This is a genomic window from Deefgea rivuli DSM 18356 (genome assembly GCF_000620145.1).
GTDB lineage: Bacteria > Pseudomonadota > Gammaproteobacteria > Burkholderiales > Chitinibacteraceae > Deefgea > Deefgea rivuli.
This window is the reverse complement of sequence record NZ_KK211081.1, coordinates 357,872-371,877: the sequence shown is the minus strand read 5'-3', so window position 1 is coordinate 371,877 and position 14,006 is coordinate 357,872. Positions and strand designations below refer to the sequence as shown.

Here is a 14,006-nt window from a genome sequence, read left to right as displayed (position 1 = left end):
TGGAGCGGGATAAGAGACTCGAACTCTCGACCTATACCTTGGCAAGGTATCGCTCTACCAACTGAGCTAATCCCGCATCCGTGCTTTGCATTTCGATGTGATTTGCAGAGGAGGCGAATTATGGACAAGGGCGAGGGTGGTGTCAAGTCTATGTGAAATATTTTTAGTTTGAAATCGGGATCAATGGTCGTTTTAGTGGTATTTGATGCTGAGGGGAGGGCTGTTGGCGTGATAATATTCGGGGATTGATTTCGATGTGCTTGCCGCATCGCCTTTATTGATTTGCCAGATTGAGGATCGTCCCATGCCCCGCGTTGTCACGCTTGCTCATTATTATACTGCCCCCGAAATCCAGCAAATGGCGGATAAGGTCGGAGATAGTTTGGAATTATCCTTGTTTGCCCGCGATGCCGATGCCGACATTATTGTGTTTGCAGGTGTGCGTTTTATGGCCGAAACCGCGAAGATTTTAAATCCGAATGCGACAGTGATTTTGCCTGACGCGGGCTCGACCTGTTCGCTGGTAACACAGACTGACGTGACGGCGCTCAAAGCGTGGCGCGAATCGTATCCCGATCACGTGCATGTGTCTTACATCAATAGCTCGGCCGAACATAAAGCCTTGAGCGATTGGATTGTGACCAGCCGCAATGTGGACGATATCATCGCGCACCTGTACGCCGAAGGCAAAAAGGTCATTTTCTCGCCCGATTACAATATGGGCGGCTATTTGAACTATCAGCATGGCTACGAAATGCCGCTGTGGTCGGCGGTGTGCGAAGTGCATGACAAGTTTAACCAAGCGGCGCTCGATGAAGCCTTCGCCGCCTGCACCACTGCTAAATACCTGATTGCGCACCCAGAAAGCCCACTACCGGTGCTTAAACTGGCTGATTACGTGGGTTCAACGTCGGGAATGCTGAACTGGATTAAGTCTTACGACAAAGAGCCAGATGGCGTGATCTTCGTCGCGACGGAAGATGGCATTTTGTACAATATGCGTTTGGCGCGCCCAGATCTGAATATTGAACAAGCGCCGATTTACGCAGGTTGCCAATGCAATTCTTGTCCGTATATGAAAATGAATACGATTAATGCGGTGAAAAATGCGCAAGCAGGCAAGGGCACGGTGATTGATTACCTGACGCCAGCCGATATGGATGCCGCGCGTTTGCCAATTGAACGTATGCTTGAGTTTTCACAGCGCTATTACGCTTGATTGATAGGGTATATGCGTACAGCTATTTTCAAATAATGGCTGCGTGTATATACCCTTATTATTTTCTACCGAGGCCGCCTTGGTTTGGCCAATGCGCGAAGCGCCAGTCTTGGTAGGATTTGGCTTCTTTGAAGCTGGTGTATTCGGTCTCGAAGTTATCGGTTTTGAGCGGCTTGGCCGTCGATTTACTTTGCACGCCCATAAACCCGCCGCCAGGGCCGCCAATATACGACCAATCATCGCCCGTCATCGGGTCCTTGTAGGCTTTACGCAGATAGTGGCGTGGGAAGGGGACGCGGGGGTCTTGCACCAAATCTTTGATATTTTTTGGGTATTGCGCGCTGCCTGCGGTGCCTTGTTCGGAATATTGCTTGATGGCGAGGCGAATTTCATTGCCCACTCGTAGCAGTTCTTCTTCTTTATTGCGCTGGATGCGGTTTTGCCACGCATCGCCGACCTGTGCGAGATAAATCCCCATAATCAGCACCAACATCAACGCCCAGACGTAGGCAAAGCCTTGCTGGGCGCTGTGGCTGGCTTTACCAGCTGCTAAACGGCGTGCCATCTTTGCTGTTGCCTTCTGCGCCGCTTTTTAGGTCATAGACACCGCTACCGCTTTCGGGCGGGATGATGATCCAAGAATCGCGTCGGCTGGTAATCGGATCAAGCGGTAGCTCGCGCAAATATTTTTTACTCACCAGTTCATCCAAATTGGCTGGATAGCGGCCGGTGTCGGCAAAAAATTTATCAATCCCGTCGCGAACGGCGACTAGGTTGTGCTTGAGTACGGTTTCTTGTGCTCGATCTGTTTGCTGGAAGTAGCGGGGTACGACCAGTGTTAAGAGGCTGGCCATAATCGCCAGAACGACTAAAAGTTCAATAAGGGTAAAACCACGATGTTGCTTACCATTCACGGTAGGGGACTCCATTCAGGCCAGTTTGGCCAGCAGTTGAATAGATATCATACACGTCACGGCCTTCGGCGGGGGCTTCAGGTGGGCTGGCGTAGCTGCGTAAACCCCAGGTTTGAGCATTGGTTTTGCTCGGACAATCGCAAAATGGATCTCGCGGTAGACGGCGCAGAAAATAGATTTTCTTGCCTGCCGGATCTTTGAGATCTTTGGCGCCTTCGACGAGTGTATCGAGTGTCGGTGGGTAGCCCGATTCATCGAGCGATTTATTCACGCGATTAGCGTCCACTGCGGCTTTGTACTGATCGATGCCGCTGCGAATTTGCCATAAGCCACGGCGTAATTCATCTTCGCGATTGCGTGTTGCAGCCACTTGCGACAGCGGCAAGGCCACTGTCGCAAGGACGGCAAGGATGGTTAAAGTCACCATCAATTCGATCAGCGTAAACCCCTGCATTTTTTGCATATTAACGACGTCCCGTGCCTCCACTGCGTGGTAGCGGCGTGGCTTCTGCAGGCTGTTGCGGCGCTGCTGGAGCTGGCGCAGGTGCCGGTGCCGCTTGCTGTGGTTCTGGTTGCGGCGGTGGTGCAGGAGGTACGTAAGGCGCTGGTGAGCCACCTTGGTTGTTAATAATTACCGTTGATGAGTTTCTAAGGCGTAAAGGATCCGTACTCATGAAACCTTCGGTGCCACTCTCAAAGTTGGTAATGTGCGACGAAGGGATCGGCAACGACCGAACGACGCGCGGTGTAATCAGCAAAATGATTTCGGTTTTGTTGTTTTCGGACTTTTTCGTACCAAAAATACGATCAAGCACCGGCACCGAGCTGAGGAATGGAATACCTTGCCCTGCGTCCGACTCTGTACGAGATAACAGACCTGCCAGAACTTGGGTTTCGCCATCGCGTACTGTCATATTCGTTTCGGCACGACGAGTTCCGATTTGATACAGCAATGAGCCATTTTTAGTTGGGATCGAACGAACAATATTCGAAACTTCCATACTCACTTTAACGCTAATTTCATTATCCACTGTCAAGGTCGGCTCAACATTCAAGCTTAAACCAACGTCTTGGTAGTTCACGTTTTCGCTGGTAACACCGTTCGAAATCGTGTTGGTCACTACTGGCACGCGATCTCCGATCAGGATTTTGGCTTTATCACGATTTTTTACCCGAATTTTCGGGTTCGCCAGCACGTTAGTGCGGCCTTTTTGCTGCAAGAAATTGGCCGTGATCGTCGGTACGCCCAGATTCACCAAAACATCGCTCTTATTGATATTGCCAATCTGATCGAGCGTAACCGAACCTGCCACTTTGGTTTCATTGGTGGTCGTTGATGTGGTGATGTTACCGACGGTATTGGTCGTGACGACAGGTACTGCGCCGATTGCATTGCCATACACCGTTGCTGAGACGGTACTTGGATACAGAATACCCAGATCCAAGACGTCGTTATTGGTCACTTCAAGGACTTCAACCTCCATCAAGACTTCGGATTGTGGAATATCCTGCGCTGCAATTAGGCGTTCAGCCACTGCGATTGCATCGGGGGTATCACGCATCACCAGCATACTGAGGCGCTCATCGATATAGACATCGCGCGTTTTGACCATTTGCTTGATCATCGACAGCACTTGTTTCGGGTCGGCATTGGATAAATAGAAAGTCCGCATGACCATGTCTTTATAATCGCGGTCTTTATCTGGACGTTTTGGATAAATCAGAATGGTATTGTCATTCAGGATTTTTTTATCTAGCTGATTGGTCGCCAAAATCAGATTGATGACATCTTCGACGGTGGTATCGCGCGCATAAATCGTGGTTTTTAGATTCGGTGGTACATCTTTATCGAAAATAAAATTCACTTTGCCGATACGCGAAATAATATCGAACACACTCATCATGCTTTGATCGCGGAACTGCAGCGAAATCGGGCTTTTCAGTGCTTGCGCTAATGCTGGGCGCAGATTCACTTCGCGTGCTTTGCGATTTTCGATGTCGTTTCTGAGCACCTGTGCTTGAGTATTGCGCGGATTATCAGCCAGGATTTGTGTCACTAAAGTGAGTGCTTCATCTGGGCGAGTATCTTTGATTTCCGTTGCATACTTGAGCATCGAAGTATGGCGAATACCAATCTCAACTAAGCGAATTCCTTCTTGGGCGCGGAAGTTATTGGCGTCCCAGCTGAGAATTTGCTGATAGCGGCTCACCGCGGTCGCCGTATCGCCACGATTGCGTGCTTGATCGCCTTCACTTTGCAATTGCCCGACAAAGCGCAGCAAATTGTTTTGGTAGGCCGAGCGTAGCTTAAGATCACTTGGGCTGTTCGCCAGCTGCGCTTGCAGAGTTCTGAGTGCAGCTTCTGGATTGCCTTCATCTTGGTAGGATTCAGCTTTATACCGCGCCACATCAGCGGCACAACCCGCTAAGAAGGCCAGCGATATCATTGAGGTCATTAACGCTCGTTTCACGGCGTTCCTCCCGTCGACAGCGATTGCTGCTGATTTAATGGTAAATAAGTAAACGTCAACATATCGGGCGATAGTTTGTCGAGGCGGTAGACGCCCATTAAACTATCGCCAGGTTGAATTCGGCCCAAAGTCTCGCACTTCGTGCAAAGAACAAGCGATTGCCCTTGTCCTTCGATGACAACATAGAGCGCATTTTTCTCTTTCCATGTCGCAGTGACTTGGAAAGGCAAAGGAGGCGCCACTGGCACCGGTGTTGGTGTCGGTGGCGGTGGTTTAGTCGGTGGTGGCGGCGTCGGAACCCAAGATTGCTTAGGGAATAAATCCGCAATGCCAATTCCCAATACGACTGAGGCTGCGCTTGCTGGGCTAGTATGGCTGCCTGCACTCGCTGTTATCGATTGGGTTTTACTCGCCGCTTCACTGGCCGTCTTTTGAATTGCTTTTGACGCCGGTTTGGCTAGGCTATCCAGTTCGGGCTCAGCAGCTTGTTGATCCTGCCAGTAAAAATAGGCTGCTACTGCTAAGGTACAGCCAAGCAATAATTGCAAAGGACGAGAGAGCATCAATGCACCTCCGTCAAATATGAAAGCTGAATCTGGATGGCGAGTTTGTCATCAGAAATTTGTTGTCTTTGTAAATTAAGGCTTTCAATTCGCACGCCGGGCGAGGCTTGTAGCTCCAGCAAAAACCGACGCAGCTCAAGATAATTAGCATTAGCTGGAAATTGCATGCTGTAGCGCTGCAATTTGCCGTCGGCTTCAGGCTGGGTTTTGTAATCAACTTGAGTAATGACCACTTTATTTTTAGCGGCGAGTTCGTTCAGACGACGCAGAAAAAAAGTAAATGTATCGTGGCGATTGAGTTTCGGTAGCGCATCGCTATCCACAGTCATTAGTGCAGGCACGCGCAACTGCTGGCTCTTGCGTTCCAGCACGGCTTCACGTTCTGTTAGGTCTTGCTGATAGGGTTTAAAGTCTTGGGTATAGAGCATTAGCGCAAAGCCCAGCAAGGCGAGGCCAGCAATACCCAATATGCCTGAGTAGCGCGGAATAAGGCGCAGATACCAAATGACTTGAGCTTTAGTCATCGGTTGGCTCCTTTTGCTTTTGCGACAGGATGGCTAGCAATCTCGCTGGCTTTAATGGCCATCGGTGCGCTGGCAATTGCAGAAGCTTTGCTGCCATTGGGCGCGCGCCAGAAGATTTCCATGGCGGCAACGGCAGGCAGTTGTGGGTCGCCAATTTTGATGCTGTTGCGCGCTAGAGAGACTTGTTTAACGTCCTCTTGTGAGACTAAGCGATCCACCAGTAATAAAACGTCGTTAAGCGTTTTAGCTTCAAGATCCATTTTAATGTCGCGTTCAACAGTCGCAATTTCTAGCCGTGTAAACGCAATCTGCTGCTCCCAAACGCGTTCCAGAATATCAAATGCAATGTCATTACTCAGCATTTGATCGCGACGAATTTTTTCTACTTTGGCAGACACAGGAGAGGCGTTGCGTTCGGCGGTGATTTTACTTTCGCGCTGCTTGAGACGTAATGAGAGCTCATCTTCGCGCAATTCAAGCTGGTTTTTTTGTTCTTTGGCCATATCCATTTGCGTCATCACCCACAAGACGGCGACGATGCCCAGTGCAGTCAGCAGCAAACCTAGCCAAGGTGTGACCGATGGTTTTTGGTTGAAATCGAGTTGCAGTGCTTTCATTCGTGATTGTCCACTGCGAGAAATTGCGGGTGCACTGCGCCCAGCCATTCAAAGTCAAAATCAGCCGATTTAACACTCTTAAGTGTGAGATCTGATGAGGTGAGATAAATATGCTCGGGTAAAAACTGCCCGCTGAGCACTGCCGCTTCACGCACCAGCGCCGCTAAAGAAAGCGTCTGATTATCATTATCGAGTTGTACTGGCAAAGTCATAATGCCTTGCCACGCGTTTTCGCGATAAAAGCCAATAATCGCGTGGCTCATTTCCATAATCACTAAAGCGTGTTCTGGATCTTTCATTTTGCGGCGATGCTGATTCACTGCGGTCGTAAACAGTGGCTCTACTTTGCCTAATTTCAGTTTGCTGGCGCGGCATAATTCGGCGAAGGTTTGATAGAGTCCTTCTTCAAAAGCGGCAGCAATCCGAGGCTGACCAAAACTGCCTGCAGAAATACGAATTCGCCACGAGTCAGTGCTCACACCGTATTGTTGTGATAGTAAAAGCCGCGCGTAGCTCTCCCAATCGCTGTCTTTGCTCAAGCTGCTTTGCCATGGCAAGCAAACATAGCGCACCCAAGGCGAACCAAACACCAGATCGACTCGATCTTGTTTTAAGCGCCCGCGTGGCACTTGATTAAACATTTCTTGTAAACGCGGAACCAATACGTCGGGCGATGGATCGACCGATGCGCGGCGGCGGCTCAGCACTTCACCACCGAAATTCACGCTCGAAAGGCGAATTCGTTGTTTGCCAAACCAAGCACAGTGATTAATCAACAAAGGTGACACGGTTGATTTCCTGTAATGTTGTTTCGCCGCGTGCTACGGCGTTAAGGGCGATTTGTCGCATAGAGATAAAGCCGTTACTGAGCGCGATTTTTTTTAGTTCAACAGCGGGTGCATGTTTGGCAATCGCTTGCTTGAGGTCGTCGTCGAGGCGTAACACTTCGGCAATTGCTTTACGACCTAAATAGCCGGTGTTGCGGCAGGCAGGGCAGCCCGCACCTTTGCGGAAAGTCCATTGACTGACTTGGCTTCGAGTGAGACCGGAGGCAGCGAGCAGCTCGACGCTTGGATTATCATCACCAACGCAATGCGAGCACACTTTACGAATCAATCGCTGCGCGACGACACCAATCAGTGCGTCGACAAAACTATTCGGCTCGACACCCATATGAATAAAGCGATCAATGACCGAGAAAGCATTATTCGCATGCACTGAGGTGAGTACCAAGTGACCCGTTAGCGCCGCTTGCACCGCGATATTCGCCGTTTCACCGTCGCGAATCTCACCAACCAGAATTTTGTCGGGGTCATGCCGCAAGATCGAGCGCAAACCACGGGCAAAGGTCAGGCCTTTTTTATCATTCACCGGAATTTGTAATACGCCAGGGAGTTGATACTCGACCGGATCTTCAATGGTGATGATTTTTTCTTCACCATTATTAATTTCAGATAGCGTGGCGTAGAGCGTCGTCGATTTACCTGAACCGGTAGGGCCAGTCACTAAGAGTAGGCCGTACGGTTCGTGCGATAGCGAGCGAATCGCTGCCATGGTTTGTTCTTCATGGCCTAGCGTTTCTAGGCGCAGCGATTTAAATGCATCGCCGCCACCTTGTTTATCCAAAATCCGCAATACAGCATCTTCGCCATGAATCGACGGCATGATGGAAACACGGAAATCGACGTCGCGATTATTTACTTTGGCTTTAAAACGGCCGTCTTGCGGTACGCGATGTTCGGAAATATCTAATTCGGCTAAAACCTTGATCCGCGATACGATTTGCTCAGCCATTTCAGCGCCATTGGCGCCACCAGCATGCAGCAATACGCCATCAATCCGATACTTGATCGTCATGCCTTGCGGCGTAGTTTCCATGTGGATGTCGGAGGCTTTGGCTTTGAGTGCATCGTACAGCGTTGAGTTCACCAATTTCACGACCGGCTTGGCATCTTGCGCCAAAGTGGTCAGTGAAATCTCGGTAATGCCGTCCTTGCTGATTTCTTGGTTTTCACCGACCGCCATTTGCTCCATCGCACGATGCGAGGTTTCATATTCGTCGAAGTACTGCTTTAAATCGTCGAATAGTGCAAAGGCAACGCGGAAAGCAACGGTGATGCGCTGCTGCGCCCAGTTGCGAACCACGGGGCTGAACGGGTCGGACAGAATCAGTACATAACCATGCTGTGGCACTTCAGCCAATAAGCATTGATGCGCAACAGCGTCGCCAAAGGCCAGCAGGTCGTAGCGGGGTTTAAGTGCGATGAGTTCTAGGCGGGTAATTGCCGGTAGGCCAAGGTAGCCGCTGACTTCAAGGCAATACTCCGTATCATTGAGGCCTAGAGATTGTTGCAGAAGCACCGGCAAAGGTTGATTGCCGCCCGTGCTACGCAAATGCTGGATGAGGTCGAGCGTAATCATTGCATATTCCCGGCCAACTCAAAAATCGGCATATAAAGCAAAAATACGATACCGCCAATGAGTACACCAATCAGCAACATGAGAATGGGTTCAAAGAGGCGGGTAAACATTTCAATCGCACGATCGAGTTCTTCATCGCAAAACTGTGCTGCGCGCTCGATCATCGTGGCTAACTCGCCGCTTTGCTCACCAACGCGTAGCAGGCGTTCTGAAACAGGCGTCGTCAGATTGTATTTCGGTAGCGTGTTGGAAAGCTGCTGCCCTGATTTGATATCTACAATGGCTTGCGATAATGCGAGGCGCATCGTCACGGGTAAAAGCTGTGCGGCCAGTTCCAGTGCCGCGACTAAATTGAGACCGCCTGATAGCAATAAACCAACAGTGCGATAAAAGCGTGTTAAAGAAAACAGCCGCCTGTATTCTTCCAGTCGAGGCAGTTTCCAGAATAACTCCATCAACATCGATTGAACCGCTTTGGTGCGAAATGCCATGATGATGCCGACGATGCTAGCAATCATCACGATAAACATGGCTTTACCATGCTGGTGAACCAAATCACCCCACCACAGCATCATTTGCGCAGCGAAGGGCAGGTTTTTCATCGAGGCGTAAATCTGACTAAATTTGGGAATCACATAAAACAGCAAGAACAACATAATGCTGCCGCCAATCCCAATCACCACCAGCGGATAAACCAGCGACGAAATAATTTTCTTTTTCACTGCAGTAAGGCGAGTTTCGTAGTGGTGATAGCGCTTTAATGCATCAGCCAAATGGCCGGTTTTTTCCGCCGAGCCAACGCTGGCAATATAGAGTGGCGGAAATAAGTTCGGCATTTGCGACAGCACTTTGGACAGCGGTAAACCTTGGTACAAACCTTCAATCATCGTGGTTAGTACGGTGCGGTTTTCGTCGTGACCGCTTTTTTCTTTCAGCGTTTCCATCGCTTCGACGAGGGTCAAACCGGCTTCCAAAAGAGCAATCAATTCTTGCGTAAACAGTGAAACTTGAAATTCACTTTTACCAAACGAAAGCCCTAGTTTTCGTTCGGCTTTAAAGCTCACCAGTTGTAAGCCCTGCTCTAAAAGTCGCGCGCGCAGATCATCGACGTTGGCGGCATCCATTTCGAGTTCGCGCAGATTGCCTGCGGCAAGGGCTTTGACTTGGTAACGCATGAATTACTGCGCTTACCAGAAGTTGATATCGGTATCTTCACCGCTACCACCTGGTTTGCCATCTAAGCCATAGCTAAGTAAATCGTATTCATGGCCATTTTCGCCAGGAATACGATAGATATAGGGTTTGTCCCAAGGATCGTTCGGAACGTCTTTCATCAGGTAAGGGCCAGACCATTTGTTTTCTTCTGGCGGTTTTTTAGTCAGCGCATTCAAGCCGAGTTCATTGCTTGGGTAGCGCCCAGTATCGAGGCGATATTGGTCTAGTGCACCAGCGATGGACTTCATTTGGCTGGCTGCGGTTTTGGTTTTGGCCTTACCGACTTCGCCAAAGAGCTTGGGCCCGACGTAGCCGGCCAAGAGGGCGATAATCAGTAGAACAACTAATAATTCAAGCAGCGTAAAACCGCTGTGATTGCGTAAGGAAAATCGAGTTTTCATCTTCAATCTCGGTTGGAATTTTGTAGTTCGAGATGGGGTGGTACATCAACCCACTAAGCTGACATGCTAATGCCTAAAAGCAGCTTCGGCAAGCGTTTTTCTTACTTTGTGCGCGAGCTAAAAGCTTGTATTTACTTGCTTTGCGCTGGTTTTTATCTGTTTGGCATGTGTAGGTGTTTTTGTTTGTTTCGTGTAATTTTTGCCATTTTTTTTAATAAAAAACCCCACCGCAAGGGTGGGGTTTGAAGTCTTGCAATTGCTATTTATTATTTGTTGATGTGCGTCATTGCTTCAACCAAAGCGCCATCGTTGGTGTCGCCGTCAGCTTCCCAGCTGAAGATACCGCCCATGCCCATTGATTTTGCGTAGTCAGCTTTCAGTTTGATGTCACGTGGAGTGTCATAAGACCAGAAAGTTGAGCCATCGAAGCGGTAAGTTTGCTTAGTTACTGGGTGGATGTACTCAGTACCTGGTGCATCTTTCAGTACTTTGTAGTCTTCAATGCCTGCTTCGTAAGTACCTTTCGCTGCGCCAGTGGCTTTTTGGTATAGACCGTTGTTCGCATTAGTCACACCAGTCCAACCGCGACCGTAGAATGGTACACCCATGTGCAATTTAGCAGCTGGTACACCGCGAGCGATCAAGTCTTTAACCGCTGCATCAGTATAGTATTTGCTAACTTTGCCTGTTTTTGGATCAACAGTGCGTGGGCTTGCTGGATCTTGGTACAAGTTAGATTGGAAGTCTGTAGGACCAGCTGCATCCCAACCGCCGTTGTAGTCGTACGACATGATGTTGATCCAGTCGAGGTACTTGCTGTACTCAGCTGGTTCAGTCGCAGCGATTTTCTCATCGCCAGCACCGATTGCAACAGTCAACAGGTATTTCTTGCCAGTTGTTTTGCTCAACTCATCCAATTGTTTGCGGAATTCTGCCATCAATAGAGTGTTGTTTTGCTTGTCGGCTGGAGAAACAGTGTTGGTGCCGATACCTTGAACTGCTGGGTATTCCCAATCGATATCGATACCGTCAAACACGCCTTCAGCTACGCCTGGACCACCTGCGTTTGAGCCTGAATCAAACGGAATATTACCTTTGATCCACACATCGATACACGAAGCAACCAGAGCTTGACGCAATTCTGGTGTTGCAGCAGCTGCAGAGAACCACTTAGACCAAGTCCAGCCACCCAATGAAATAACTGCTTTCAAGTTTGGATTTTTAGCTTTGAGTTTTTTCAGTTGGTTCAAGTTGCCTTTCAATGGGCCAGACTTGCCGTTACGTGGATCATCCCATGTAGGCCAGCCGTATGCATCTGCTACGCCGTCCACTGACTCAGCACCGCTGAAGCCTTTTTGGTATACAGCCCATGCATCGCCACCGTCTTGAGTGCCGGTTTCTGCTTTGTTTACAGTTGCGTCACAAACGTATTTGCCGCCACGGTTATAAACGTTAGCAAATGAGTAGTTCAAGAACGTCAATTTTGCAGCTTGACCGCTGTCTTGCATGTTTTTCAGGTAGAACTTACGGCCGTAGATAGACCATTCAGCAAAGTAAGTACCAACTTGTTTCGCACCAGTGCTTGGCGGTGTAGTTGGTGCCACTGTTGGTTGTGCTGTAGGTGCTACAGTCGGTGCAACTGTTGGTTGTACTGTAGGAGCTACAGTCGGCGCAACTGTTGGTTGTACTGTAGGCGCTACAGTCGGCGCAACTGTTGGTTGTGCTGTAGGTGCTACAGTCGGTGCAACTGTTGGTTGTACTGTAGGAGCTACAGTCGGCGCAACTGTTGGTTGTACTGTAGGAGCTACAGTCGGCGCAACTGTTGGTTGTGCTGTAGGCGCTACAGTCGGTGCAACTGTTGGTTGTGCTGTAGGAGCTACAGTTGGCGCCACTGTTGGTTTTGCTGTTGGCGTTGCAGTTGCTGTTGTGCCGTCACATGCGCCGATATCAGTCCAAGGTTTGCCAGAGCCAGTGTTAGTTGATGGCTCGTTACCTTGTGTCCACCAGCCTGCTTTATAGTTGCGGCCTTGGTATGAAACAACTGCGCCGCCATTGTAGGCTGTTGCGCTGTTCCATGGGTTAACACAGCTGCCCGCTGGTGTTGTTGCTACTGGTGTTGGTGCTACTGTAGGTGCAGTTGTTGGCGCTACTGTTGGTGCGATTGTTGCTACTGGCGTTGTGGTTGCAGTCGCAGTTTGGAGTTCCCAAGGGCCCCATTGTTCTGCGCCTGGTACGTTACCTTGTGTCCACCATTTTGCTTTGTAATCTTTGCCTGCGTAGGTAACGATTTCGCCACCAACGTAAACGGTTGTGCTTGTCCATGCTGTAGCGGCAAATGCGCTAACTGATGCGAATGCGATTGCTGCTGGGATTGCGGCTAAACGGAAGTTCATTTGAATATTTCCTCTCATCCATTAATTTGTCTAGTAAGAACTTCAACATCATCACCGTGATGGCATTGAAATTTACTCTCTAATTTAAGTGAGCTTCAAAACGAGTGGGGTGGTATGTGTAACCCCTAGCTAAACCGCGTTGCTCATTTCTTCAATCACTTTCGACGCTGGAGGTTGATTTAAATAATACCAGTCGTCTAACGTAATTCTTGCCGCAGATCCTGTTTGAATTCGCTGCTGTTACGTTTCGTAGCGCTAATTTCGCAGACTACATTTACCTTGTCAACAGGGGGGTGTGATGAAAAACACAAGCAATTCAACAGATTAATTGCTGTGTAAGCGTGTCGAATGCATGAAGAAACTTTAATGCCTGTGTATTAGATTTGGCTAATTATTGCGTTGCAATATGGTGCGCTAGGTAAAAACGCTAATACCATTGAATTACAAGGATAAATGCCAGTTTAATTTTCTCTTGCACTGCTTTGAGGGTTTTTTTGGTGCAGATCAATAAAATTAAAAAAAAAGACGACATCACGTCGTCTTTTTTTACAAATGTGCACAAAAGCTGACAAATGGTCTGCTTTTAGTGTGTTGCTTAAGCCGCAAGGCGTGCTGCAACCACATTCCAATCTACCAATTTCCAGAAGCCTTCCAAGTAGTTAGGGCGGCTGTTGCGGTAATCGATGTAATAAGCGTGTTCCCAAACGTCACAGGTCAGCAATGCGGTGTCTGCTGTTGTGAGTGGTGTGCCAGCTGCGCCCGTGTTAACGATGTCGAGTGAACCATCGGCTTTTTTTACCAACCAAGTCCAACCTGAGCCGAAGTTACCTGCGGCAGAAGCATTGAAGGCTTTCTTGAAGTCGTCGAACGAGCCCCATTTCGCAGCGATGGCATCCGCCAATGCGCCAGCTGGTGCGCGATCTTCGCCAGCAGCATTCGGTGCAAAGCCAAACCAGAAGAAAGTGTGGTTCCAAGTTTGCGCTGCATTATTATATAAGCCGCCTGCTGGGGCAGTTTTTACGATCTCTTCAAGCGACTTGCTTTCGTTCTCAGTGCCTTTAATCAGGTTATTGAGATTGGTAATATAAGTTTGGTGATGTTTGCCGTAGTGGAACGACAAAGTTTCGGCAGACATAAAAGGCGCTAGTGCGTCTTGTGCATAAGGCAGGGTAGGTAATTGATGTTCCATGTGAATCTCCGGTTGGGTTGGCGTACTGACGATATGGCACTGTGGCATCGTTTTTCAAGTGCTGTTGTTATTGTTTCTG

14 protein-coding genes and 1 tRNA gene are annotated in these 14,006 nt (G+C 49.1%); 1 reads left to right on the top strand and 14 read right to left on the bottom strand.

Going from position 1 to position 14,006, the window contains the following annotated elements; genetic code table 11:
- Positions 1–76 (bottom strand) — tRNA-Gly (locus Q320_RS0111700).
- 228 nt (positions 77–304) lie between these two features.
- On the opposite strand from Q320_RS0111700, the gene nadA reads away from it, so the two are divergent.
- Complete coding sequence (nadA, locus tag Q320_RS0111695) at positions 305–1,219, top strand: quinolinate synthase NadA (protein WP_027469159.1); 915 nt, start codon at positions 305–307, stop codon at positions 1,217–1,219.
- Positions 1,220–1,277: 58 nt separating this feature from the next.
- Here the strand turns inward: nadA and Q320_RS0111690 are convergent, their stop codons facing one another.
- The 13 genes from Q320_RS0111690 to Q320_RS0111625 form a co-directional block, all read right to left on the bottom strand.
- Positions 1,278–1,784: a type II secretion system protein gene (locus Q320_RS0111690; RefSeq protein ID WP_027469158.1), complete on the bottom strand. Its 507-nt coding sequence runs from the start codon at positions 1,782–1,784 to the stop codon at positions 1,278–1,280.
- Positions 1,759–2,133 (bottom strand): type II secretion system protein, encoded by a 375-nt coding sequence (locus tag Q320_RS0111685; RefSeq protein ID WP_245591008.1) that lies wholly within the window; start codon positions 2,131–2,133, stop codon positions 1,759–1,761. The genes Q320_RS0111690 and Q320_RS0111685 overlap by 26 nt, the downstream gene beginning before the upstream one ends.
- Positions 2,123–2,596: a type II secretion system protein gene (locus tag Q320_RS0111680; RefSeq protein WP_027469156.1), complete on the bottom strand. Its 474-nt coding sequence runs from the start codon at positions 2,594–2,596 to the stop codon at positions 2,123–2,125. The genes Q320_RS0111685 and Q320_RS0111680 overlap by 11 nt, the downstream gene beginning before the upstream one ends.
- 1 nt (position 2,597) lies before the next feature.
- A complete protein-coding gene (locus Q320_RS19625; protein WP_051534687.1) occupies positions 2,598–4,589 on the bottom strand; it encodes a secretin GspD/PilQ domain-containing protein in 1,992 nt (663 codons plus the stop codon).
- Between the two features lie 11 nt (positions 4,590–4,600).
- Positions 4,601–5,167 carry a hypothetical protein gene (locus tag Q320_RS20880; RefSeq protein ID WP_051534686.1) on the bottom strand — a complete coding sequence of 189 codons (567 nt, stop codon included), beginning with the start codon at positions 5,165–5,167 and terminating at the stop codon, positions 4,601–4,603.
- Positions 5,167–5,691: a hypothetical protein gene (locus Q320_RS0111665; protein ID WP_027469155.1), complete on the bottom strand. Its 525-nt coding sequence runs from the start codon at positions 5,689–5,691 to the stop codon at positions 5,167–5,169. Before Q320_RS0111665 ends, Q320_RS20880 begins: the two co-directional genes overlap by 1 nt.
- Positions 5,688–6,308 carry a hypothetical protein gene (locus Q320_RS20875; protein WP_027469154.1) on the bottom strand — a complete coding sequence of 207 codons (621 nt, stop codon included), beginning with the start codon at positions 6,306–6,308 and terminating at the stop codon, positions 5,688–5,690. The genes Q320_RS0111665 and Q320_RS20875 overlap by 4 nt, the downstream gene beginning before the upstream one ends.
- Positions 6,305–7,096, bottom strand: a complete 792-nt coding sequence (locus Q320_RS20870; protein ID WP_027469153.1) for a hypothetical protein — start codon at positions 7,094–7,096, stop codon at positions 6,305–6,307. Before Q320_RS20870 ends, Q320_RS20875 begins: the two co-directional genes overlap by 4 nt.
- Positions 7,077–8,729 (bottom strand): GspE/PulE family protein, encoded by a 1,653-nt coding sequence (locus Q320_RS0111650; RefSeq protein WP_027469152.1) that lies wholly within the window; start codon positions 8,727–8,729, stop codon positions 7,077–7,079. The genes Q320_RS20870 and Q320_RS0111650 overlap by 20 nt, the downstream gene beginning before the upstream one ends.
- Positions 8,726–9,904 carry a type II secretion system F family protein gene (locus Q320_RS0111645; RefSeq protein ID WP_027469151.1) on the bottom strand — a complete coding sequence of 393 codons (1,179 nt, stop codon included), beginning with the start codon at positions 9,902–9,904 and terminating at the stop codon, positions 8,726–8,728. The genes Q320_RS0111650 and Q320_RS0111645 overlap by 4 nt, the downstream gene beginning before the upstream one ends.
- A gap of 12 nt (positions 9,905–9,916) precedes the next feature.
- Entirely contained in the window at positions 9,917–10,345 is a 429-nt protein-coding gene (gene gspG / locus Q320_RS0111640) for a type II secretion system major pseudopilin GspG (RefSeq protein WP_035853507.1), read from the bottom strand.
- A gap of 266 nt (positions 10,346–10,611) precedes the next feature.
- Entirely contained in the window at positions 10,612–12,738 is a 2,127-nt protein-coding gene (locus Q320_RS0111635; protein WP_035853504.1) for a glycosyl hydrolase family 18 protein, read from the bottom strand.
- Between the two features lie 595 nt (positions 12,739–13,333).
- Positions 13,334–13,927 (bottom strand): Fe-Mn family superoxide dismutase, encoded by a 594-nt coding sequence (locus Q320_RS0111625; RefSeq protein ID WP_027469148.1) that lies wholly within the window; start codon positions 13,925–13,927, stop codon positions 13,334–13,336.
- Positions 13,928–14,006 lie beyond the last annotated feature (79 nt).